This window comes from Mycolicibacterium frederiksbergense (genome assembly GCF_012223425.1).
Lineage (GTDB): Bacteria > Actinomycetota > Actinomycetes > Mycobacteriales > Mycobacteriaceae > Mycobacterium > Mycobacterium frederiksbergense.
Genome location: NZ_CP038799.1, coordinates 4,012,774 through 4,034,941 on the forward strand (window position 1 = coordinate 4,012,774; position 22,168 = coordinate 4,034,941).

22 protein-coding genes are annotated in these 22,168 nt (G+C 67.5%); 13 read left to right on the forward strand and 9 right to left on the reverse strand.

Annotated features, from left to right (window positions below; genetic code table 11):
* Positions 1-151 precede the first annotated feature (151 nt).
* The 3 genes from EXE63_RS22565 to EXE63_RS22575 are packed head-to-tail and all read left to right on the forward strand — an operon-like array spanning position 152 to position 3,239.
* Complete coding sequence (locus tag EXE63_RS22565) at positions 152-1,297, forward strand: thiolase family protein (RefSeq protein ID WP_168143764.1); 1,146 nt, start codon at positions 152-154, stop codon at positions 1,295-1,297.
* Positions 1,294-2,094, forward strand: a complete 801-nt coding sequence (locus tag EXE63_RS22570) for a crotonase/enoyl-CoA hydratase family protein (protein WP_168143765.1) — start codon at positions 1,294-1,296, stop codon at positions 2,092-2,094. The genes EXE63_RS22565 and EXE63_RS22570 overlap by 4 nt, the downstream gene beginning before the upstream one ends.
* Before the next feature lie 2 nt (positions 2,095-2,096).
* Positions 2,097-3,239, forward strand: coding sequence for an acyl-CoA dehydrogenase family protein (locus EXE63_RS22575; protein WP_105363000.1), 1,143 nt, complete (start codon positions 2,097-2,099; stop codon positions 3,237-3,239).
* Between the two features lie 62 nt (positions 3,240-3,301).
* Here the strand turns inward: EXE63_RS22575 and EXE63_RS22580 are convergent, their stop codons facing one another.
* Both EXE63_RS22580 and EXE63_RS22585 read right to left on the reverse strand, forming a co-directional pair.
* Positions 3,302-4,057, reverse strand: a complete 756-nt coding sequence (locus EXE63_RS22580; protein WP_168143766.1) for a fasciclin domain-containing protein — start codon at positions 4,055-4,057, stop codon at positions 3,302-3,304.
* Between the two features lie 147 nt (positions 4,058-4,204).
* Positions 4,205-5,458, reverse strand: coding sequence for an MFS transporter (locus tag EXE63_RS22585; RefSeq protein WP_168143767.1), 1,254 nt, complete (start codon positions 5,456-5,458; stop codon positions 4,205-4,207).
* 80 nt (positions 5,459-5,538) lie between these two features.
* Between EXE63_RS22585 and EXE63_RS22590 the strand changes: the two genes are divergently transcribed.
* From EXE63_RS22590 to EXE63_RS22600, 3 genes are all read left to right on the forward strand, one after another.
* Positions 5,539-6,495 carry a GlxA family transcriptional regulator gene (locus EXE63_RS22590; RefSeq protein ID WP_168145717.1) on the forward strand — a complete coding sequence of 319 codons (957 nt, stop codon included), beginning with the start codon at positions 5,539-5,541 and terminating at the stop codon, positions 6,493-6,495.
* A gap of 131 nt (positions 6,496-6,626) precedes the next feature.
* A complete protein-coding gene (locus EXE63_RS22595; protein WP_168143768.1) occupies positions 6,627-7,754 on the forward strand; it encodes an NAD(P)H-binding protein in 1,128 nt (375 codons plus the stop codon).
* The gene (locus EXE63_RS22600) at positions 7,751-8,464 is read left to right on the forward strand and encodes a CPBP family intramembrane glutamic endopeptidase (RefSeq protein ID WP_168143769.1); all 714 of its coding nucleotides are present in this window, start codon (positions 7,751-7,753) and stop codon (positions 8,462-8,464) included. The genes EXE63_RS22595 and EXE63_RS22600 overlap by 4 nt, the downstream gene beginning before the upstream one ends.
* A 12-nt stretch (positions 8,465-8,476) precedes the next feature.
* Here the strand turns inward: EXE63_RS22600 and tet(V) are convergent, their stop codons facing one another.
* Together tet(V) and EXE63_RS22610 are read right to left on the reverse strand one after the other, a co-directional pair.
* A complete protein-coding gene (gene tet(V) / locus EXE63_RS22605) occupies positions 8,477-9,736 on the reverse strand; it encodes a tetracycline efflux MFS transporter Tet(V) (protein WP_234904235.1) in 1,260 nt (419 codons plus the stop codon).
* Between the two features lie 57 nt (positions 9,737-9,793).
* Positions 9,794-10,588, reverse strand: a complete 795-nt coding sequence (locus tag EXE63_RS22610; protein WP_168143770.1) for an enoyl-CoA hydratase — start codon at positions 10,586-10,588, stop codon at positions 9,794-9,796.
* Positions 10,589-10,701: 113 nt separating this feature from the next.
* Here EXE63_RS22610 and EXE63_RS22615 point away from each other — a divergent pair, with 113 nt between their 5' ends.
* From EXE63_RS22615 to EXE63_RS22625, 3 genes are read left to right on the forward strand one after another with little or no spacing between them, the layout of a single operon-like run.
* The gene (locus EXE63_RS22615) at positions 10,702-11,784 is read left to right on the forward strand and encodes a CaiB/BaiF CoA transferase family protein (RefSeq protein ID WP_168143771.1); all 1,083 of its coding nucleotides are present in this window, start codon (positions 10,702-10,704) and stop codon (positions 11,782-11,784) included.
* Positions 11,785-11,818: 34 nt separating this feature from the next.
* A complete protein-coding gene (locus EXE63_RS22620; protein ID WP_057165746.1) occupies positions 11,819-12,574 on the forward strand; it encodes a 3-hydroxyacyl-CoA dehydrogenase in 756 nt (251 codons plus the stop codon).
* Between the two features lie 8 nt (positions 12,575-12,582).
* Positions 12,583-13,584 carry an NAD(P)H-dependent flavin oxidoreductase gene (locus tag EXE63_RS22625; RefSeq protein ID WP_168143772.1) on the forward strand — a complete coding sequence of 334 codons (1,002 nt, stop codon included), beginning with the start codon at positions 12,583-12,585 and terminating at the stop codon, positions 13,582-13,584.
* 93 nt (positions 13,585-13,677) lie between these two features.
* Here EXE63_RS22625 and EXE63_RS33090 read toward each other — a convergent pair whose 3' ends face one another.
* The 3 genes from EXE63_RS33090 to EXE63_RS33310 form a co-directional block, all read right to left on the reverse strand.
* On the reverse strand, positions 13,678-14,271 hold the full coding sequence (locus EXE63_RS33090) for an HNH endonuclease signature motif containing protein (RefSeq protein ID WP_234904236.1): 594 nt from the start codon (positions 14,269-14,271) through the stop codon (positions 13,678-13,680).
* Positions 14,271-15,362, reverse strand: a complete 1,092-nt coding sequence (locus tag EXE63_RS33095) for a DUF222 domain-containing protein (RefSeq protein WP_234904237.1) — start codon at positions 15,360-15,362, stop codon at positions 14,271-14,273. Before EXE63_RS33095 ends, EXE63_RS33090 begins: the two co-directional genes overlap by 1 nt.
* 256 nt (positions 15,363-15,618) lie before the next feature.
* Positions 15,619-15,741, reverse strand: coding sequence for a hypothetical protein (locus tag EXE63_RS33310; protein ID WP_105363407.1), 123 nt, complete (start codon positions 15,739-15,741; stop codon positions 15,619-15,621).
* Positions 15,742-16,163: 422 nt separating this feature from the next.
* Here EXE63_RS33310 and EXE63_RS22635 point away from each other — a divergent pair, with 422 nt between their 5' ends.
* Genes EXE63_RS22635 through EXE63_RS22645 form a run of 3 tightly spaced genes read left to right on the forward strand, consistent with a single transcriptional unit; the run spans position 16,164 to position 19,747 of the window.
* Positions 16,164-18,440: an MMPL family transporter gene (locus tag EXE63_RS22635; protein WP_168143773.1), complete on the forward strand. Its 2,277-nt coding sequence runs from the start codon at positions 16,164-16,166 to the stop codon at positions 18,438-18,440.
* On the forward strand, positions 18,441-19,121 hold the full coding sequence (locus tag EXE63_RS22640; protein WP_168143774.1) for a TetR/AcrR family transcriptional regulator: 681 nt from the start codon (positions 18,441-18,443) through the stop codon (positions 19,119-19,121).
* Positions 19,118-19,747 carry a methyltransferase domain-containing protein gene (locus EXE63_RS22645; protein ID WP_168143775.1) on the forward strand — a complete coding sequence of 210 codons (630 nt, stop codon included), beginning with the start codon at positions 19,118-19,120 and terminating at the stop codon, positions 19,745-19,747. The genes EXE63_RS22640 and EXE63_RS22645 overlap by 4 nt, the downstream gene beginning before the upstream one ends.
* Here the strand turns inward: EXE63_RS22645 and EXE63_RS22650 are convergent.
* The gene (locus EXE63_RS22650) at positions 19,744-20,460 is read right to left on the reverse strand and encodes an NAD-dependent deacylase (RefSeq protein ID WP_209999858.1); all 717 of its coding nucleotides are present in this window, start codon (positions 20,458-20,460) and stop codon (positions 19,744-19,746) included. The genes EXE63_RS22645 and EXE63_RS22650 overlap by 4 nt on opposite strands.
* A 36-nt stretch (positions 20,461-20,496) precedes the next feature.
* Here EXE63_RS22650 and EXE63_RS22655 point away from each other — a divergent pair, with 36 nt between their 5' ends.
* Positions 20,497-20,862: an Rv1152 family transcriptional regulator gene (locus EXE63_RS22655; protein WP_168143777.1), complete on the forward strand. Its 366-nt coding sequence runs from the start codon at positions 20,497-20,499 to the stop codon at positions 20,860-20,862.
* Here the strand turns inward: EXE63_RS22655 and EXE63_RS22660 are convergent.
* Positions 20,859-22,076, reverse strand: a complete 1,218-nt coding sequence (locus EXE63_RS22660) for a PucR family transcriptional regulator (protein WP_168143778.1) — start codon at positions 22,074-22,076, stop codon at positions 20,859-20,861. The genes EXE63_RS22655 and EXE63_RS22660 overlap by 4 nt on opposite strands.
* Positions 22,077-22,168 lie beyond the last annotated feature (92 nt).

Sequence of the window (22,168 nt, forward strand, 5' to 3'; positions counted from 1 at the left end):
AACTCAGTAAACCATGTCGGCAAACCCGGCGCGTGCACCTGCGTTCATCCGCGCTCTACCAACCAGTAGGTTGACCTAGTAAACCTTCTGCTCTAGGTTCGATTTAAGTCCATCTACATAAAAGAGCCAACCATCTTCGAAGGAGAAGTCCATGGCTGAAGCCGTCATCGTCGAGGCAGTTCGTTCACCAGTCGGTAAGCGCAACGGCGCGCTGTCCGGGGTGCACCCGTCCGAACTGTCGGCGCAGGTCCTCAACGGCCTTGTGCAGCGCGCCGGGATCGATCCGGGGCTCGTCGACGACGTCATCTGGGGTTGCGTCATGCAGGCCGGCGAGCAGGCGCTCGACATCGCCCGCACCGCCGTGCTGACCGCCGGATGGCCCGAGACCGTCCCCGGTGTCACCGTGGACCGCCAGTGCGGCTCCAGCCAGCAGTCGCTGCACTTCGCCGTCGCCGGCGTGGTGGCCGGCCACTATGACGTCGTCGTCGCCGGCGGTGTCGAGTCGATGTCTCGCACCCCGATGGGCTCCTCGCTGGCCAACGGCGGGCACCCCTACCCGGAGGCCTTCCGCGCCCGCTACGAGCAGACCCCCAACCAGGGTGTGGGCGCCGAGATGATCGCCGAGCAGTGGGGCCTGTCGCGCACCCAGCTCGACGAGTTCTCCCTGCGCTCACATGAGAAGGCCGCCGCGGCACAGGATTCCGGTGCGTTCAAGGATCAGATCGTCGGGATCAAGGACCAGGACGGTAACGTGGTTCTGGAGGACGGTGGCATCCGCCGCGGCGGCACCGTCGAGTCCATGGCCGGCATCAAGCCCGCCTTCAAGGAGGACGGCGTGATCCACGCCGGTAACTCCAGCCAGATCTCCGACGGTTCGGCTGCGCTGCTGATCACCTCGGCCGAGAAGGCAAAAGACCTGGGCCTCAAGCCCCTTGCCAAGGTGCACACCGCGGTGGTGGCCGGCGCGGACCCGGTCATCATGCTGACCGCGCCCATCCCGGCCACCCAGAAGGCGCTGGCCAAGTCCGGCCTCACGGTCGACCAGATCGGCGCCTTCGAGGTCAACGAGGCCTTCGCCCCGGTGCCGCTGGCCTGGTTGAAGGACATCGGTGCCGATGAGAGCCGGCTGAACCCCAATGGTGGCGCGATCGCTCTGGGCCACCCGCTCGGCGGCTCCGGTGCGCGCATCCTGACCACGTTGCTCTACCACATGCGGGACAACAACATTCAGTACGGCCTGCAGACCATGTGTGAAGGTGGCGGTCAGGCGAACGCGACCATCCTGGAACTGCTGTGACCGAGCCGGGTGCAGCGCCCGGGGCGCTGGTGGAACGACGTGGCAACGTCTCGATCATCACGATCAACCGGCCCGAAGCCCGCAACGCCATCAACGCGTCGGTGTCCATCGGCGTCGGCGATGCACTGCAGGCGGCCCAGGACGATCCGGAGATCCGGGTCGTCATCCTCACCGGAGCCGGTGACAAGTCCTTCTGTGCGGGCGCCGATCTCAAGGCGATCTCGCGCGGGGAGAACCTGTTCCACCCGGACCACCCGGAGTGGGGCTTCGCCGGCTACGTGCGGCACTTCATCGACAAGCCGACCATTGCCGCGGTCAACGGCACCGCCCTGGGCGGAGGCACCGAACTGGCGCTGGCCAGCGACCTGGTGGTCGCCGAGGAACGCGCCAAATTCGGTCTGCCCGAGGTGAAGCGCGGTCTGATCGCCGGTGCCGGCGGGGTGTTCCGCATCGTGGCGCAGCTACCGCAGAAGCTGGCCCTGGAGCTGTTGTACACCGGCGAACCGTTGTCCTCGACGGATGCGCTCAAATGGGGCCTGATCAACAAGGTGGTGCCGGACGGCACCGTCGTCGACGCCGCGCTGGAACTGGCCGAACGCATCGCGGTCAACGCGCCGCTGGCCGTTCGGGCCAGCAAGCGGGTGTCCTACGGCGCCATCGACGGCGTCGTCGCCGCCGACGAGCCGTTCTGGAAACAGACCTTCGGCGAGTTCGCCACCCTTCTCAAGACCGAAGACGCACAAGAGGGACCGATGGCTTTCGCGCAGAAGCGCGAGCCGGTCTGGAAAGCGAAGTAACAGTGAAGAGACTGGTTTTCGAAACCGAGCACGAGCAGCTCCGGGAGACTGCCAAGCAGTTCCTGGAGAAGGAATGTCTGCCCAATGTCGAGAAGTGGGAGGCCGACCGCCTCGTCGCCCGCGAAGCCTATGTGGCAGCAGGCAATTACGGCCTGATCGGGTTCAACATGCCCGAGGAGTACGGCGGCGGCGGAGTGGACGACTTCCGCTTCAACGCCGTGATCGTCGAGGAGTTCTCCAAGTTCGGGCTGGCCTGCCCGGGTGTGAGCCTGCAGAACGACATCGTCGGCCCGTACTTCAAGAACCTGGCCACCAAGGAGCAGCTGGAGCGCTGGATGCCCGGCTTCGCCAGCGGCGAGCTGATCGGTGCCATCGCCATGAGCGAGCCCGGCGCCGGCAGCGATCTTGCGGGCATCAAGACCACCGCGGTGCGTGACGGCGACGACTACATCATCAACGGGTCCAAGACCTTCATCTCGGCCGGTATCAACTCCGACCTGGTGGTCGTGGTGGCACGCACCGACCCGGAGGCCGGCCACAAGGGCTTCTCGCTGCTGGTGGTGGAGCGCGACACCCCGGGCTTCACCCGCGGCCGCAAGTTGGACAAGATGGGCCAGCACGCCGCCGACACCTCCGAGCTGAACTTCGAGGACGTCCGCGTTCCCGCGGCCAACCTGCTCGGCACCGAGGGCAAGGGTTTCTACCACCTGATGGAGAACCTGCCCTCGGAGCGGCTGTCCATCGCCATCGCCGGTGTCGCCGGGGCGCGCGCCACGTTCAACGAGACGCTGCAATACGTCAAGGACCGCAAGGCATTCGGGCAGCCGATCGGCAGCTTCCAGAACAGCCGCTTCGTGATGGCCGAGCTGGACACCGAACTCGATATCGCCGAGCAGTATGTCGACCGGTGCCTGCGCGCCGTCGTCGACGGCGAACTGACCGCGGTCCAGGCGTCCAAGGCCAAGTGGTGGTGCACCGAGCTCGGCAAGAAGGTCGTCGACTCCTGCCTGCAACTGCACGGCGGCTACGGCTACATGAACGAGTACCGCGTCGCCAAGGATTACGTTGATGTGCGCATCCAGACGATCTACGGTGGCACCACCGAGATCATGAAGGAGATCATCGGCCGCGATCTGGGACTGTAAGCCCCACAACGCAAGAACGGCGCCCACCCCGCAAGGAGTGGGCGCCGTTTCTCGTGGTCGGGTCAGCCGGCCGGTGCCGTCTCGGTGACGGTGACGGTCGCCGGTGCCTCGGTGGCCGAGGTGGTCTCGGTTGCCGACGTGGTCTCCGTGGTGGAGGTGGTCGACGTGGTGCTGGTCGTCGAGGTGCTGGTGGTGACCGGGGTCGGCGCCGCGTTCGGGTCCAGCACGGTGTCGATGATGTAGACGCGCATGTGGTCCGCGCCGATACCGCCGCATTCGACCTTGGCGTCGTTGACGGTGATGTCGCCGCCGCTGCCCTTGACGATCACCGGCTTGCCCTGCTGGGTGTAGATGGTGCCCTCGATATCGTCGGGGCCGAGGATGCCGAGCGCCATGTGGTAGTACACCAGCGCGGTCAGGGCGACCGGGTCGGTCTTGAGGGACTCCAGCTTCTCGGGCGGCAGCTTCGCGAACGCCGCGTCGCTGGGCGCGAATACGATGTACGGACCGTTGTCGAGCACGGCGGCCACGTTCACCTCCGGGTTGACCTGGCCGGAGATGGCGTTGCTGAAGGTGGAGATGGCCGGGATGCTCGCCAGCGCGGTGGACGACTGTGCCTTGGCCAGGCCGGTCAGCGAACCGGGGCCGGTGGCCACCGATTTCACGGTGGCGTCACACGTCGGGCCCTTCGGTTCTGCGATCACCATGTTGGGGGTGGTGGTGGGATCGTCGGCGTGAGCCGTCACGGTGGTTCCTGCGAAAACGATGGCCGACGATGCGACCACGACGCCGAAGAGCTTGCCGGTGCGAGCGTGCACGTGTTTTTCCTCCCGCTCATGACTGGGTCGGCGCGTCACAAGCGGGGACGCGGCTGACCGGATTGTTTCAAAGCCTCGGTTGAAAAGCCTGTGGCGTCCCCGCGGCGCCGGTTGAATCGTATGCGTCCAGGTGAGCGCAGCCAAATGCTAGGAAACCGCGGCCACCGGCCTGCGCACCCCGGCGCAGAGCAACGCGGCCCCGAAACACAGCCCGGCGGCAAGGTAAAACGCCAGGTCATAGGTGCCTTGCAGATCCCGGATCCAACCCGCCCCGGCCGCCGCGATCGCCGCGCCGAGCTGGTGTGACGCGAACACCCAGCCGAACACGATCGGGGACTTGCTGCCGAAGAACTCACGGCACAACACGATCGTCGGCGGCACGGTGGCCACCCAGTCCAGCCCGTAGAAGATGATGAACACCCAGGTGCCCGGCTCGGCATGCGGGGACAGCAGCGACGGCAGCAGGAGCAGGGACACCCCGCGCCCGGCGTAGTAGACGCACAACAGCAGTCGGGGGTCCACCCGGTCGGTGAGCCAGCCGGAGAAGATCGTCCCGGCGACATCGAGGACGCCGATGGTGGCCAGCAGGCCGGCCGCCAGCGTGGTGGGCATGCCGTGGTCGTTGGCCGCCGGGATGAAATGCGTGCCGATGAGCCCGTTGGTGGTCATCCCGCAGATCGCGAAGCTGGCGGCGAGCAGCCAGAACGGCCGGGAGCGCAGCCCGATGCGCAGCCCGTCGAAGGCGGCGCTGAAGGTGCCGGTCGGCAGCACCACGGGATCGGCGGACGTGCCGCCGTACGCGGTCAGCCCGATGTCCTGGGGCCGGTTGCGCATGAACACCGCCACCAACGGCACCACGGCCAGCGCGGCGGCCGCCACGATGAGCGATGCCCACCGCCAGCCGTGCCGGGTGGTCACCTCGGCCACCACGGGCAGGAAGATCAACTGTCCGGCGCTGGCGGCCGTCAGCACGCCGGTGACCAGGCCGCGCCGCGCCTCGAACCAGCGGGTGGCCACCGTCGCGACGAATCCCATCGAGATGGCGCCGGTGCCGATGCCGACGAGCACACCCCAAAGCAACACCAGCTGCCAGCTCGCGGTCATGAAGACACTCAGCGCCGAACCGGCGGCGATCAGCGCGAGCGCGCCGGACAGCACCGGCCGGACCCCGAAGCGGTCCATCAGCGCGGCGGCGAACGGGGCGGTGACACCGTAGAGCGTCATGTTGACGGCCATCGCCACGCCGACGGTGCCGTGCGACCAGCCGAACTCGTGGTGCAGCGGGTTCATCATGACCCCGGGCACCGCCCGGAAGGCGGCCGCACCGAGTATCGCGACGAAGCTGACGCCGGCCACCACCCAGGCCCAGTGCAGGCGGCCGCGGGCGCGCAGAAGTGTCATGCGTCGATGGTGGCGGGCCCGGCCGCAGCCGCCTAGTGGCATAAATGACAGCACCCATCAAAAACATGCCAAACTGGGGTATGCACCGCGTCACCGTCCTGCTGTTGCCGCCGGTGGTGGGATTCGACGCCACCATCGCCCCCACGCTGTTCGGCCAGGCCCAGGGTCCCGACGGTGAGCCGCTCTACGAGGTGACGGTCTGTTCCGTCGATGAGGGGCCCGTGCCGTCGATCGGTGGTTTCGCGATGATCGCGACGGCCGGCCCGGAGGCACTTGCCGCCGCGGACACCGTCGTCATCCCCGGCACCCGCTACGCACCCGCCCGGATCGACGGCACGCTGGCACCCGAGGTGCGCGCCGCGTTGCACACCATCCGGCCCGGCACCCGGTTGGTGTCCATCTGCACCGGCGCCTTCGTGCTGGCCGCCGCCGGGCTGCTGGACGGGCGGCCGGCGACCACGCATTGGCGTTTCGCCGACACGCTGCGGGCGCTGTTCCCCAGCGTGCGGGTCGACGAGAACGTGTTGTTCGTCGATGACGGTGATGTGCTCACCTCGGCCGGTCTGGCTGCCGGTATCGACCTGTGCCTGCACATCATCCGGTCCGACCACGGCACCCAGGTGGCCAACGAGGTGGCCCGCTACTGCGTGGTGCCGCCGTGGCGGGAAGGCGGACAGGCGCAGTTCATCGACCGGCACCTCCCGGTCGCCGATCACGCCTCCACCGCCGCCACCCGGGAATGGGCGCTGGCCCACCTCGACGAGCCGCTGACGGTGCAGGCGCTGGCCCGGCATGCCCACATGAGCCCACGCACCTTCAATCGCCGCTTCCGCGCGGAAACCGATGAGGCACCGGGCAGTTGGATCCGCAACCGGCGTATCGACCGGGCCCGGGAGCTCCTGGAATCGCGGAATCTGCCCGTCGACGAGGTTGCCCGGTTGTCCGGGCTGGGCACCGGCGGCAACCTGCGCCACCACCTGCGCCGCGGCGTCGGTATGTCCCCGTCGAGTTATCGCAAGGTGTACCAGGGCGTCTAGTGGCGATGACGACCAGATCTGAGCATGCCGAGGGTGGCGCTGCTCACGTCGACCCGGGCGTTCCACCAGGCAGCGGCCCCGGGAGGTCGATAGTCCGGTTTCGTCCCCGTCGGCGTGGGTACGTTGGGGCTATGCGGATCCTGCTGACGGGTGCCACCGGCTACATCGGCTCGCGCCTCGTCACCGAACTGCTCGAGGCCGGTCACGATGTCGTCGTGACCAGCCGCAACCCCGCCCGGCTGGGAGCGTACGGCTGGTTCGACGACGTCACCGTGGTCGCCATGGACGCTCGCGAATCTGACTCCACCGCAGTGGCTTTCGAACTGGCGGGGCAGATCGACGTGGTGTACTACCTGTTGCACGGGATCGGCGAGTCCGGTTTCCGGGAGTCCGACAACCGGGCCGCCGCCAATGTCGCCGAGGCCGCCCGCGCCGCGGGGGTGCGCCGCATCGTCTACCTGGGTGGATTTGTCCCCGGCGGTGAGACACTGTCCGACCATCTGGCCGGGCGCGCCGAGGTGGCGGAGGCGCTACACGCCGACGGTGGCGCCGAGGTCGTCTGGCTGGGTGCAGCACTGATCATCGGCGCCGGCTCGACCTCGTTCGAGATCCTGCGCTATGTCAGCGACCGGTTCCCGGTGCTGCCACTGCCGAGCTGGATGTCCAACCCGATCGATCCGATCTCGATTCGCGATGTGCTGCACTACCTGGTGGCCGCCGCGGATCCCGAGCGCGTCCCGGCCGGTTCCTATGACATCAGCGGTACGGAGACCACCACCTACCGCGACCTGCTGGCCAGCTACGCGCGGCTGAGCGGGAACTGGCAGTTCGAGGTCCCCGTCGGTGGTGTGCCCACCGGCATGGTGTCGCTGGTGTCCGCGGCGGTGCTGCCGGTGCCCGGCGGTCTGACCGCGGATCTCACTGCCTCCCTTGACTATCCGATGACCGCCAGCGGAGACGGGCTGCGCGGGCTGGTGCCCGACCCCGACGGTGGCCTGCTGAGCGTGGAGGACGCGATCCAGCGGGCGCTGGCAATGCACCCGCGCCGTCCGGTGAACAACCTGGCCGACTCGCATCACCTCGCCGACACCGACCCGGACTGGGCCGGTGGTGACACCGCCCGGATCCGGCAGCTGACACCCTGGATCGCCCGGCCCGCGTTGTCCATGCTGGCGCCGCTACCCGGGCCGGCCAGGGCGGCGGTGCGCACCGGGCTCGACGTGCTGGCGGATCTGGCGGCTAAGGTCGACCCGCGATGACAGAACGCCCCACCCAGAGCAGGTACCGGCTGACCCAACCCTGGTGGAAGCGTCGTGCCATCGGGGTGCCGGAAACCCCCGCGGTGGTGCTGCGGCGCCGGGTGACGGTCGGTGTTTTCCTGTTGATCGGTGCGGTGCTGCTCGCGTTCTCCTTGAGCCGGTCCCCGGGCGATGCCTCGTTCTACTGGCTGACACTGGCCATGGCGGCGACGTGGATCGTGGGCGCATTCGCCTCCGGTCCGGTACCGCTGGGCAAGATGCAATACGGCGGCCGGCAGCGAAGCCCGGTGCTGCTGGGTACGGCGGTCGGACTCGGGCTGGCCGCGGCATTCGTGGTCGGCGGTCTGGTGGCCCGCGAGATCCCGGGTGTGCGTGAATACATCACGGCCGTCCTCGAATTCGCCAACCAGGGCGCGCTGCCGCTGATCGTGTTCATCACCCTCATCAACGGGCTGGCCGAGGAGTTCTTCTTCCGCGGGGCGCTGTATTCCGCGCTCGGCACCTTCCATCCGGTCGCCGTCTCGACCGCCATCTACATCTTCACCACCCTGGCCTCGGGCAACCCGATGCTCGGTTTCGCGGCGGTGCTGCTCGGCACGGTGTGCGCCCTGCAGCGACGGCTCACCGGGGGCGTGCTCGCGCCGATGCTCACCCACTTCTGGTGGGGGCTGGCGATGGTGTTGGCGTTGCCGCCCATCTTCGGTGTCTGAGTAGGGATTTCACTACCTGTCGAGCGGATGTTCGATCTCGTCGCGGTACATGCGCGCCGACAGGTAGGCGACCGTGGCCACCACCACCGGAGTCATGCCGGCGACCAGGAAGATGACCTCCATCGAGATCACCTTCGACAGTGGTCCGGCAATGGCCATCGACACGGGCATGAAGGCCAGCGATACAAAGAAGTCCAGGCTGGACACTCGGCCCAGCATCGCCGGTGGCACCCGGCGCTGCAACAGCGTGCCCCAGATGACCATGCCCGCCCCGTCGGTGATGCCGACCAGGAAGCTGGCCACCATCATCCACGCGAACGAATGCGTCCAACCGATCACCACCAGCGGTAGCGAACCGGCACCCCACATGACCATCATCACCGTCAGGTAGCGCCGCGGCAGCTGCCAGGACGACACCCCGAGCGCGCCGAGCGCGCTGCCGACGCCGAAAGCGGCCAGCACGAACCCGAACATCTGAGCACCGTGCTCGAACCGCTCGCCGGTGATGAACGGCAACAGCACCTCGATGGGGCCGATCACCACCAGCACGAAGACGCTGGCGAACAGCAGGGTGGCCAGCAGCCACGGTGTGCGGACCATGAACCGGAAGCCCTCGCGCAGATCGGTCAGCGGGTTCGAGGTGACCGGCGCTTCCGTCCGGGCTCGCACGCCGCGGGTGGCGAACAGCAGGATCAGGCTGGTCGCGAACAGGACGGCCACCACCACCGTGCCGACCGCGGGAAATGTCGCGCCGATGAGCAGACCCGCGGCCGCAGGCCCGGCGGCACGTTGCAGAACCGGGCGCATCACCCCTTCGACGCCGTTGGCGGCCAGCAGTTGCTCGCGTGGCAGGATCCGCGGCAGATAGGCGCTGTAGGCGGGGAAGAAGAAAGCGGCGGCAATGCCGAGCAGCGCAGCCGCCACAGCCATGTGCCACACCCGCAGGGCGCCCAGCAATGAGAGCGCGGCCACCGTCGCCACTGCTGCGAGATTGACGACTTCCACCGCAATGATGATGGAGCGCTGTGGGATTCGGTCGGCGGCGATGCCCCCGACGAGAACGAAAGCCACCAGGCCACCACCGAGGCACGCTGCCACCAGAGACAATGTCGCCGGATCGTTGTCCAGGGCGATCACCTGAAGGGCCATCACCACGGCCCACATGCCTTCGGCCAGGATCGTGATGGACACGGCGGCGATCAGCAGTCGGTACTCGCGGATCTTGAAGGGTGCGAGTACCCGCCAGCCATGACCGTCCAATTGCGTACTCACCCATAGATGGTCGCGGACGGTGGCTTGTCAGTCCATTGATTTTCCGCGGGTGCGAGGTCAGGAGTCGGTGAAGGTGGCCCGCCGGCCTTCCTGGAACGCCCTGGTGCCTTCGGCGAAATCCGGGGAGGTCAGCAGGATCAGCTGGCCCTCGCGCTCACGGCCGATCGCTGCTTCCAGCTCGGTGAGCGTGGCGTCGTTGATGGCCTGTTTGGTCTTGCGCAAGGCGACGGCGGGTCCGCCGGCCAGGGTGCTGATCACCTCGGCCACGGCCGCGTGGAGGTCCTCGGGAGCGTGCACCGAGGTGACCAGGCCCCAGTCGTATGCCTCGGCCGCGGAGATGCGCTCGGCCAGCAGCGCCATCCGCTGCGCACGGATCCGGCCCACCGCGGCCGCGATCAGCGCCGACGCGCCACCGTCGGGCATCAGCCCGATCTTGGTGAAGGCCAGCATGAAAAACGCCTTCTCCGAGGCGAGTACGACATCACAGGCGATGGCCAGCGAGACGCCGACCCCGGCGGCCGGGCCTTGCACCACCGAGACGACGGGCTTGGGCAACGCGACGATGGAACGCACCGCCCGGTTGGCGGCATCGAGCACCACCTCGGGTCCGTTGACCGATTTGGCGGACACGTCCTCGGCGCTGATGCCGGCGCCGGAGCTGAAACCGCGGCCCGCGCCGGACAACTTCACGACGCGGACCGCGGGATCTGTGGCGGCCGCCTCGAGTGCGTCGGCGATACCGGTCAGCATCGCCTCCGACAGCGAGTTCAGGCTGTCGGGCCGGTTCAGCGTCACCGCCAGCACGCCATCGGCGAGCTCCACGGTCAACTGCTCGATGCTGCGATACGTCATCTGTACGCCCTCAGGTTTGGCGGGTGGGTGACCCGCGGCCGGTCGACTTGGTTATACAAGTAAGCTATGTCGGCGGTCAACTACTCAGTACTCAACGGCGAAGGACGGTAGGCATGGCGGGACCACTGCAGGGAATGCGAGTCGTGGAATTGGCCGGCATCGGGCCCGGCCCGCACGCAGCCATGATTCTGGGAGACCTGGGGGCCGACGTGGTGCGCGTCGATCGCCCGACGGCCAAGAACGGCGCCATCTCGGACGCGATGCTGCGCAACCGGCGTTCGGTGACTGCGGACCTGAAATCCGATGAGGGACGCCAGTTCGTCCTCGATCTGGTCGCCAAGGCCGACGTGCTGATCGAGGGTTTCCGGCCCGGTGTCACCGAACGCCTCGGCCTCGGACCCGAGGACTGCGCCAAGGTCAACGAGAAGTTGGTCTACGCCCGCATGACCGGGTGGGGCCAGGACGGTCCGCGTGCGCTGCAGGCAGGCCACGACATCAACTACATCTCCCTCAACGGCGTGCTGCACGCGATCGGCCGCAAGGGTGAGCGCCCGGTACCGCCGCTGAACCTGGCCGGTGATTTCGGCGGTGGGTCGATGTTCCTGCTGCTCGGCATCCTGTCGGCGCTGTGGGAACGGCAGACCTCGGGCAAGGGCCAGGTGGTCGATGCCGCGATGATCGACGGCTCCAGCGTGCTGATCCAGATGATGTGGGCCTTCCGTGCGCAGGGCGTGTGGAGCGATGAGCGCGGCACCAACATGCTCGACACCGGCGCCCCGTACTACGACACCTACGAGACCGCCGACGGCAAGTACTTCGCCATCGGCGCGATCGAGCCACAGTTCTACGCCGAACTTCTGGCCAAGCTGGGCCTGGACCCGGCGACGCTGCCGGCACAGAACGACATGGAGCGCTGGAAAGAACTGCGGGCCACCTTCACCGAGGTGTTCAAGACCAAGGACCGCGATGAGTGGGCCGCCGTGTTCGCCGGCTCCGACGCCTGCGCGACACCGGTGCTTGCGTTCGGCGAGGTGCTCGACGAACCGCATATCGCCGACCGCTCCACGTTCTACGAGACCCAGCACGGGCTGCAGCCGATGCCGGCCCCGCGCTTCTCGCGCAGCGAACCCGCCGTGCCGAGCCCGCCACCGCTGATCGGCGCGGACAACGACGCCGTCCTCAAAGACTGGGCCTGACAGCCCCAACCTTCAACGAAAGGAACTGCAGCACGTGGAAATCAAGGATTCGGTAGCCGTTGTCACCGGCGGGGCCTCGGGCCTCGGCCTGGCGACCACCAAGCGACTGCTCGACGCCGGCGCCTCCGTCGTCGTCATCGACCTCAAGGGTGAGGAAGCGGTCGCCGAACTGGGCGAGCGCGCCACCTTCGTCGCCGCCAACGTCACCGACGAGGATGCGGTCAGCAAGGCCCTGGATGTGGCCGAGTCGCTCGGCCCGGTACGCATCAATGTCAACTGCGCCGGCATCGGCAACGCGATCAAGACCCTCGGCAAGGAAGGTCCGTTCCCGTTGGACGGCTTCCGCAAGGTCGTCGAGGTGAACCTGATCGGCACCTTCAACGTGCTGCGGCTGGCGGCCGAGCGGATCGCCAAGACGGAGCCCTTGAAGGGTGAAGAGCGCGGCGTCATCATCAACACCGCCTCGGTCGCGGCGTTCGACGGACAGATCGGTCAGGCCGCCTACTCGGCGTCCAAGGGCGGTGTCGTCGGGCTGACCCTGCCGGTCGCCCGTGACCTGTCGCGCAGCCTGATCCGCGTCTGCACCATCGCGCCGGGCCTGTTCAAGACCCCGCTGCTGGGCTCCCTGCCCGAGGAGGCGCAGAAGTCCCTCGGGCAGCAGGTGCCCCACCCGGCACGCCTGGGTGACCCGGACGAGTACGGCGCGCTGGCCGTGCATATCGTGGAAAACCCGATGCTCAATGGCGAGGTCATCCGGCTGGATGGCGCGATCCGCATGGCTCCGAGGTAAGGACTGATATGTCACTGGTCACCAAGTTCACCGAGGCGTTCGGTGTGGAACATCCGATCGCTCAGGGTGGTATGCAGTGGGTGGGTCGTGCGGAGTTGGTCGCGGCTGTGGCGAATGCGGGTGGTTTGGGTTTCATCACCGCGTTGACTCAGCCGACGCCTGCGGATCTGGCCGATGAGATCGCCAAGACCCGGGATCTGACCGATAAGCCGTTCGGGGTGAATCTGACGATCCTGCCGGCGATCAACCCGCCCCCGTATGACGAGTACCGCAAGGTGATCGTGGATGCCGGGGTGAAGATCGTGGAGACCGCGGGTTCCAACCCGGCTCCGCATCTGCCGATGTTCCATGACAACGGGATCAAGGTGCTGCACAAGTGCACCTCGGTGCGCCACGCGATCAAGGCCCAGACCCTGGGTGTGGATGGCATCAGCATCGATGGTTTCGAGTGCGCGGGTCATCCGGGCGAGGACGATATCCCGGGTCTGGTGCTCATCCCGGCGGCGGCCAGGGAGATCGAGATCCCGATGATCGCCTCGGGCGGTTTCGGTGATGCGCGTGGCTTGGTGGCTGCGTTGGCGCTGGGCGCCGATGGGGTGAACATGGGCACCCGGTTCATGGCCACCGTGGAGTCCTGCATTCATCAGAACGTCAAGGATGCGATCGTGGCGACCGATGAGCGGGGCACCGAGCTGATCTTTCGGAGTCTGCACAACACGGCGCGGGTGGCGTCCAACGCGGTGTCGCGTGAGGTGGTGGACATTCTCAAGGGTGGTGGTCAGTTCGACGATGTCAAGGATCTGGTGGCCGGTGTGCGGGGCCGCAAGGTCTTCGATGACGGCGATGTCGATGCCGGTATCTGGACGGCGGGCACCGTGATGGGTCTGATCCACGACATCCCGACCGTGGAGGAGCTGATCTCGCGGATGGTCAGCGAGGCCGAGGACATCATCATCGGCCGACTGGCCGACATGGTGAACATCGACGAGCCGGAGCAGGCCACCGCCTGATCCGGAGGCTCTGACCCCGAGCACACAACCGCCCGGTCGAGGCCGCGAGGAAACTCGCGGTGTTCGATCGGGCGGTTCTCGTTGCGCCCGTTGTCAAAAGGGCGGCGGGTCGCTGTCGCTCGCCGCGCGTTCGAGGGTGCGTTGGAGTTGGTTGTGTGCGCGTTCGGTGGTGATGCGTTGGGCGCGGTCTTGGGTGCGGGTGCGTTGTCGGAGCGGCATCTTGGTGTCGCGGTCGGTGTCGTTGATCAGGGTGATGGCGCGTTTTCGTGGGATGGGTGTCTGGATGTTCCAGTGCGGGAACAGGATTGATGCACCAGGGGCCCTTGCGTAGCTGTGCCCGGTGGGTGCGGTCCAGTGGATGGTGCCGTCGGGTTGGGCGGTGGGTGTCCAGCCACCGAAGGTCTTCACCAGATGGTGCAGACGGCAGAGCGGCCCGAGATTGCCCGGATGCGTCGCCCCGGCCGGCCACGGGGTCAGATGATCCAAGTCGCAGCGGTGCGCGGCCCGATTACAGCCGGGGAAGCTGCAGGTCATGGAGCGCATCCGGACGAACGCGGTCAGCGCGGCCGAGGGCCGGTATCGGGGTTCGGCGGGCAGGTCGGCGATGTCGGCGAGGGGTGTGCTGGTGGCGCCGGCGGCGATGAGTTCGGCGAGCATCGCGGCGGGAATGATGGCGCCGTCGAGCATCACCCCGGGGCTGGGGTTGCAGGCCGCGGGCTTGGTCGGCTCGACAGTGTGGGGGCGGGCAGCCGACGCGGCGGGCTCGGACTCCGCGGCCGGTGCCTGCGGCTCGCGCTTGGGTGCAGCGGGTTCGGGCTTCGCGGCGGGTGTCTGCGGCTCTCGCTCGACAGTCCGCTCCTCTTTCGCTGGCGCGGCCTCGGTCGCGGCTGGCTCGGAGTCCGGGGTGCCCGCAGCACCCGGCCTGGTTTGGCGGGGGCGGTCTTCACCCGCGGCGGCACTTTGTCGGTGAGCGCGTAGATGGTGAGTGCGCCCGCGCGTGGATCTTTCCCGCTGCCCGCACAGCCGGCATCCCCGCACTCACAGGTCAGCCGCTCCAGGGCCGGGCCGACCACACCCAACGCCGCCAGCGCCGCGGCACGCAGTTCCCCACGCTTACGGGGATCACTGGCGCAGACCGTGTCGGCCAGGTCGTTGAGCCGTTGCTCCAAGATCTTCTTGTCGGTGATGCGCAGCCTGCCCCAGAACGAGGCCACCCCGTTGGGGTCATCCTTGTCGTCGAATTCGACGTAGAGGTCTTTGGCGGCCCGTGTGGAGCGCACCACGGCGTCGGGGTCGAATTTCTCCACCCACAGATCGACCGCGCCGATCAGTTGTTTCTCCGAATGCGCCCCGTATTCGCCCGCTTCCGCGGAGATGGCGGTGTCGATCAACCCCAGCGCGTCCTCGTCGACGACCAGATGGGTGCGCCAGGTGATCGCATCGATGACCGTGGCCGAGATGACTCCGGTGGCGAAGAGGGCTGCGGTGCGGGGTAGCCGGTCACGTAGGGCTTGGGCGATGCGCATCTGCTTGGACGCCCCGTGCGAGTTCAGGTTGCAGGCCGCCGCGACCGCGGCCTGCGCCCACGCCCACCCATCGATGACCTGATGGGCGACCACATCGTCCTCGTCATCGCACTGGCGGGCCACCACCTCGCCGATCAGGGCCAAACGCTGCGCGGCGGCCCTCGCCTCGGTCTGGGTCATGGTGGTGACCGCGGAGATGAGCGCCTCATCGCTCAACCCGGCGAGTGCGCCACGATCCAAGACTTCGAACATGTGTTCGATAATACTCGCGGCCACCGACATTGACAGCAGGGATTGCCGGGCTGTGGAGAAGCAAAAATCGGTCTCGCGGAGCCTCGGCTCGGCGGCTGGCATGACCGGTGAGTCAGGTCCAGGGAGCAAGAAACCGCCCGGTCGAACCCACAGAAAATCTGCGGTGGTCGGTCGGACGGTTCTCGTCGTGCTTGGTCGGCGGGGCGGCCTTCAGCCGCTCAGGCCGGCCGGAGAAGCCGGATGGCGTGTGCTGCGGTCAGACCGCGGCAGCGAGGTCGGGGAACTGCTCCGAGGTATCACCCTCGACCAGGACGTCCCCGTGGTACAGGGCGTCGAAATCAACCTTGATGACATCTGCGTTGGTGTCGTCGATCCACATGCCGTGAAGCGTATGGGCGGTGATTAAGAGAACTTTGAGCCCAGCTTGCGAAAATCGTGGCAATTCTTACCGCCGGGTAGGTTTAGGCTGCTGGCGCGTTGGGAAACCCGTTTTCATTCCGCCGGAGAATGCCTTCTGAACTGCATGTATGTGGGCGAGTCGGACGCCCGTCGAAACGCCGGAAAGTTTGCCGGGACCCCCGGTTGCACCCCACGCCTCAGCAAATTCTTACTGACGAGTAGCCCGCGCCGCGCATGTCGCTGTGACGCGAGTGACAAAAGTGACTCCTGTTGTGATTGGGATTCCATGGCGCAGGTGAACCTCGGGGCCTGCGACACCGTATCTCTACCAAGATCATCCGCGTTGACCCAACGACTTACCCTTGTTAACTTAACGACGATAGGACTTCGAAGGGAACGATCGTGCTGAACCGAATCGCTCAGCTCGCGATGGCCGCCCCCCGCCGGGTGCTGGCCGTGACGGCGCTTGTCATGGTCGCCGCGGCGATCTTCGGCATCCCGGTGGCCAAGACGCTGTCCGCTGGCGGCTTCCAGGACCCGACCTCGCAGTCCTCGCAAGCGACCGCGCTGCTCACCGAGAAGTTCGACCAGGGTGACATGCAGCTGCTCATCACGGTCACGTCGCCCGAAGGTGTCGACAGCCCGGCCGCCACTGCGACGGGCACCGAGATCGTCACCGCGCTGGAACGGTCGCCGCATGTCGCGCAGGTGTCCTCCGCGTGGACAGCGCCGCCCTCGGCGGCGGTCGAGCTGATCAGCAAGGACAAGAGCTCGGGGCTGATCGTCGCGGGCATCACCGGTGGAGAGAACGACGCGCAGAAATACGCCAAGGCGCTCTCGGACGAGTTCGCCCATGACCGACCCGGCGTCACCGTGCGATCCGGTGGGACGGCCATGGTCTACGCCCAGATCAATGCGCAGACCGAACGGGACCTGCTGCGCATGGAGGCCATCGCCATCCCGTTGAGCTTCCTGGTACTGGTGTGGGTGTTCGGGGGGCTGGTGGCCGCCGCGGTGCCGATGGCCGTCGGCGGCATGGCCATTCTCGGATCGATGTCGGTGCTGAGGCTCATCACGTTCACCACCGACGTCTCGATCTTCGCGCTGAACCTGTCCATCGCGATGGGTCTGGCACTGGCCATCGACTACACCCTGCTGATCATCAGCCGCTTCCGTGACGAACTCTCAGACGGCGTGCCGCGGGACCGCGCACTCGCCCGCACCATGGCCACCGCGGGACGGACCGTGGTGTTCTCGGCGACCACCGTCGCACTGTCCATGGTGGCGATGCTGCTGTTCCCGATGTACTTCCTGAAATCGTTCGCCTACGCGGGAGTGGCCACCGTCGGTTTCGCCGCGCTTACCGCGATCATCGTCACCCCGGCGGCGATCTGGTTGCTCGGTGACCGGATGGACGCCCTGAACGTGCGCTCGGTGTTCCGCCGTCCCGAGCCCGCAGAGACGAAGCCCGTCGAGCAGCAATTCTGGTACCGGTGGACGCGACGGGTGATGGGCCGAGCCCTCCCGCTCGGGTTGACGGTCGTGATCCTGCTCCTGGTGCTGGGAGCACCGTTCCTCGGAGTGAAATGGGGCTTCCCGGATGACCGGGTGCTGCCGGCGTCGGCGTCCGCGCATCAGGTGGGTGATCAACTCCGCGACGACTTCGTCGACAACTCGGCCACCGCGGTCACCGTCGTCGTACCCGATGCACAGGGACTGAGCCCGGCCCAGTTCGAGGACTACGCCGCCGCGTTGTCGAAGGTGCCCGACGTCGCCGCGGTCTCGACGCCGACGGGCGCATTCGTCGGTGGCAACAAGGCCGGCCCGCCGGTCGCGCCGACCGGAATCGCGGACGGCAGTGCGTTTCTCACCGTCAGTAGTACCGCGCCGTTGTTCTCCGACGCGTCGGAGAACCAGCTCGACGCGCTGCACGCGGTTTCGGGTCCGGGCGGGCACACCGTGCAGTTGACCGGCATCGCCCAGGTCAACCGGGACAGCGTCGTCGCGATCACCGACCGGCTGCCGTGGGTGCTCGGGCTGATCGCGGTCATCACCTTCGGTCTGCTCTTCCTGCTCACCGGCAGTGTCGTACTTCCGGTGAAAGCCATTGTGCTCAACATTCTTTCGCTGACGGCGGCCTTCGGTGCGTTGGTGTGGATCTTCCAGGAAGGCCACCTGTCCGCGCTGGGCACCACCCCGACCGGCACCCTGGTGGCGAACATGCCGGTGCTGCTGTTCTGCATCGCGTTCGGGTTGTCGATGGACTACGAGGTGTTCCTACTCGCCAGGATCCGGGAGAACTGGCAGGCGTTGCGTGCCGCGGGTGGCAATACCGCGCGGGTGGACAACGACACCGCGGTGGCGCTGGGTCTGGCCCGCACCGGCCGGGTCATCACCGCCGCGGCGCTGGTCATGTCGATATCGTTTGCGGCGTTGATCGCGGCCGAGGTGTCCTTCATGCGGATGTTCGGTGTCGGACTCACGCTGGCCGTACTGGTCGACGCCACCCTGGTGCGGATGGTGCTGGTGCCCGCGTTCATGCATGTCCTCGGGGGCTGGAACTGGTGGGCGCCCAAACCGCTGGTCCGACTGCATGATCGGATCGGGATCAGCGAATCGGGTGAGCCCGAGCCGGAGAGTCACACGAGGGTGCCCACGTCGGTGACGGACACTGGTTAAGTGTCGTCCCCACCACTGCGACGTCGGCGGGCCGCGCGCGGCTCCGGCGAACAGCTTCGCGACGAGATCCTCGACGCGACCACCGAACTGTTGCTGCAGACCGGGCACGCCAAGGCGGTGTCCATCCGCGCGGTGGCGCAGCGAGTGGGCGTGACATCCCCGTCGATCTACCTGCACTTCGCCGACAAGGACGCGCTGCTGGACGCGGTCTGCGCGCGCTATTTCGAGCGCCTCGACGAGGAGATGCAGCGGGTGGCCGCCGGTCAGACCTCGACCATCGAGGTGCTGCGCGCCCAGGGCCTGGCCTATGTCCGCTTCGCGCGGCAGACCCCGGAGCTGTACCGCATCGCGACGATGGGGGAGGGCAATCCCGGTAGCGATGTCGACATGACCCTGGCCAGTTCGGCTTTCGTGCACATGCGTACCACGATCGAAGCGCTGATCGAGGAGGGTGTGTACCCACCCGGGGATTCGACCGCGGCAGCACTGGAGCTGTGGACCGCTGCGCACGGGGTGGCGGCGCTGCTCATCGCCAAGCCCTACCTGCCGTGGGGTGATGTCGAAGAATTCACCGACCGCGTGCTGCGGTCGATATGCTGCGGACACATCGCGACCGGCTTCATCGGGGCTGACGTGGCCGCGGGCGAGGCCGTCGAGAAACTCAAGGAGCTCAAAGCATGAGTGATCTTGTCGACAATCCCTTCTTCGCCCGGCTCTGGATGACGATGTCCGGTCACGAGCCGGAATCTCTGCGGCGGTTGCGGGTGGCCAACCTGGCCGGACTGACCGGCCGCGTGCTCGAGGTCGGTGCCGGGACCGGGACCAACTTCGCGTACTACCCGACCGGTGTCACCGAGGTGATTGCGCTGGAGCCCGAGCGGCGCCTCGCCGAAGTTGCCCGTGAGGCCGCCGCCGCGGCGCCGGTACCGGTGATCGTCAGCACCGCCGCCATCGAGGAGTTCGGCGCAGCAGAATCGTTCGACGCCGTGGTGTGCTCGCTGGTGCTGTGTTCCGTCGATGACCCTGACAGCGTTGTGCGCCAGCTGTATTCGATGCTCACTCCCGGCGGTGAACTGCGTTATCTGGAGCATGTCGCCGGTGTGGGGGTGCGGGCGACGCTGCAGAAGGTGGCCGACGCAACGGTCTGGCCGCGGCTGCTCGGCAATTGCCACACGCACCGCAACACCGAGGCGACCATCGCGGCGGCAGGCTTTTCGGTGGACGGCTCGCGCCGCGAGCAGACGTTGCCGGGGTGGCTGCCGGTGCCGGTCTCCGAGTTCGCGATCGGACGTGCGGTCCGGCCCTAACGGCCCAAGAGCGCGGGCAACCGCTGTAGCAGCTGGGGCAGCGCGATCGCCGAGGTTTCCCGCACCACCGCGGTGGCGGCCTCCGACAGTGGAGTGGGCTGCGGATTGACCTCGATCACCGGGATTCCGTTGGCCAGTGCGGCTTCCGGCAGCCCCGCCGCGGGATAGACCACCGAGGACGTCCCGACCACGATCACCACATCGGCCTTCGCGACCGCCTGCACCGACAGATCCCAGGCGTCATCGGGCAAACCCTCGCCGAACCACACCACGTTCGGCCGGATCAGGCCCCCGCAGGAGCAGCGCGGTGGATCGATGACCTCTACCGGTTCGGGCATCGCGGGCAGTTCGCCGGTGTACGGCGATCCACACCGATCGCAGCGGAACTCGAACAGGCTGCCGTGCAGGTGGTACACCCGGTTGCTGCCGGCCCGCTCGTGCAGGTTGTCCACGTTCTGGGTGACCACCTGCACCTCGGCATAATCTTCCCAGGCCGCGACCGCCAGATGGCCGGGGTTCGGGTCGACCGCGCCCATCATGTAGTGCCGCCACAGATACCAGGCCCACACCCGTTCCGGGTGGCGCTGCCAGCCGTCGCTGCTGGAGATCTCGTAGGGGTCGACGTTCGCCCACAGACCCGTCTCGACGTCGCGGAACGTCGGCACCCCGCTCTCGGCGGACATGCCCGCACCGCTCAGCAACGTCACTCGCACCTCACCAAACTATCGTGTGTGCGACATACTGGGCACGTGGGAGGTCTGGGGGAGTGGGTTCGGCTCGATCAGCAGGCTGGATCCCCGCTGTTCGATCAGTTGCGGACGCAGATCATCGATGGCGTGCGCGACGGCAGGCTCACGCCCGGCACCCGGCTGCCGACGGTCCGTGATCTCGCCGGTCAGCTCGGTCTCGCGGTGAACACGGTGGCGCGGGCCTACCGCGAGCTGGAGGCCGCCGGTGTGCTCGAAACCCGAGGCCGTTTCGGCACTTTCGTCGCCCGTGTCGATCCCGCCGACAACGCGATGGCCGCGGCCGCGCACGCGTTCGCGGAATCCGCGCGCGCGCTGGGCATCGGCAAGGACGAGGCGTTGCGCTATCTGGACGCCGCGTTCGACTAGATGCGGCTTTCCGTCAGCCCTGTCCAGCGCAGCACGTCGAGTGCCACGGCCACGCTGACGCTGTGTCCGGCCAGGGGCTGGGGCAGCAGTTCGTCGGCGCGCGCCAGCCGCCGCAGCAGGGTGTTGCGGTGGGTGTAGAGCCGCGCCGCCGCGCGCGAGGCATTGCACTGACAGTCGACGAATACCCTTACGGTGTCCTGTAACTCGGTGCCCGCGGTGGCGAGATCGCCGAGTACCCGGGCGACGAAGTCGGCGCTGCGGTCGGGATCGGCGGTGATCAGCGAGACCAGCTCGACATCGGTGAACCGGGCGACCTGCTGCCGGGAATGCAGGCGCGCCATCATCTGCTGGGTGATGATCGCCTCGAAATGGCTGCGCCGGAACCCGTCCACACCGTCGCCGCTGGTGCCGACCGCGACCCGGATGTCGGCGGTATCGGTCGATGCCGCCATCGCGTCGAGATCGATATCGCCCGGAGTCCAGACCCACCGGGTGGCGCTGCTGGCCAGCACGCTCAGCGGCCGCCCGCCGCCGGCCCGCGCGATGGCCTCGGCGGCCCGGTCCAGTCGGGCCAGGTCGCCGTCGTGGGTGTCGGTCCAGATGACGGCCGCGGTGTGGCTGCCGGTCAGCGCGTACCCGAGGCGTTGCTCGGCGCGAGCACGCGGGATGGGGGCGCCGTCGAGCAGCAGGGCGACGGTCTCGCGCCGTTCGGCGTGGCTGCCGTGCGTGAGCTCATCACGCTCCAGCTCGATCTGTGCGGCGATACCGGTCAGCGTCGCATCGATGAACGCACTGATCGAGCGCGAGCACACCTGCAGCATGTCGTGTAGTTCGGCGGCATCGGAGGTCAGCTCGAAGGCGATTTCCATCAACCGGCGCCAGGCTACCCCCTCACCCACCCGGTAGGCGTCCATCGGGAACGCGTTCACCCCGCGGCGCACCAGTTCCCGCGCGATGCTCAGCGGTTCCGGCCCCGTGTTGGGCGGCACCGGCGCGCCGGGATCGCGGACGTTGGCGGTGGCCCAGAAATACAGGTTGGCGCGGTTGCTGCGGCTGACGGCGGCGGCCAGTTCCGGGTCGGCGGCGATGGCCGGGCTGGCGGCCAGCACGGCCCGGTCCAGTTCGTCGAGCCATTCGGGGCGGGCGTTGACGACGATCTGGGCGCATTGCCGGATCAGGTCCCTGACCCGCGGGGACGGTAGTTCTTCGGCCATGGCGTCAGCCTAGAGTGGTGGTGCACTATGCACTGTCTCTTCGGCGATATGGGGTATTTCGACCTGGATGTGGCTCGCTCGCGGCGGCACGA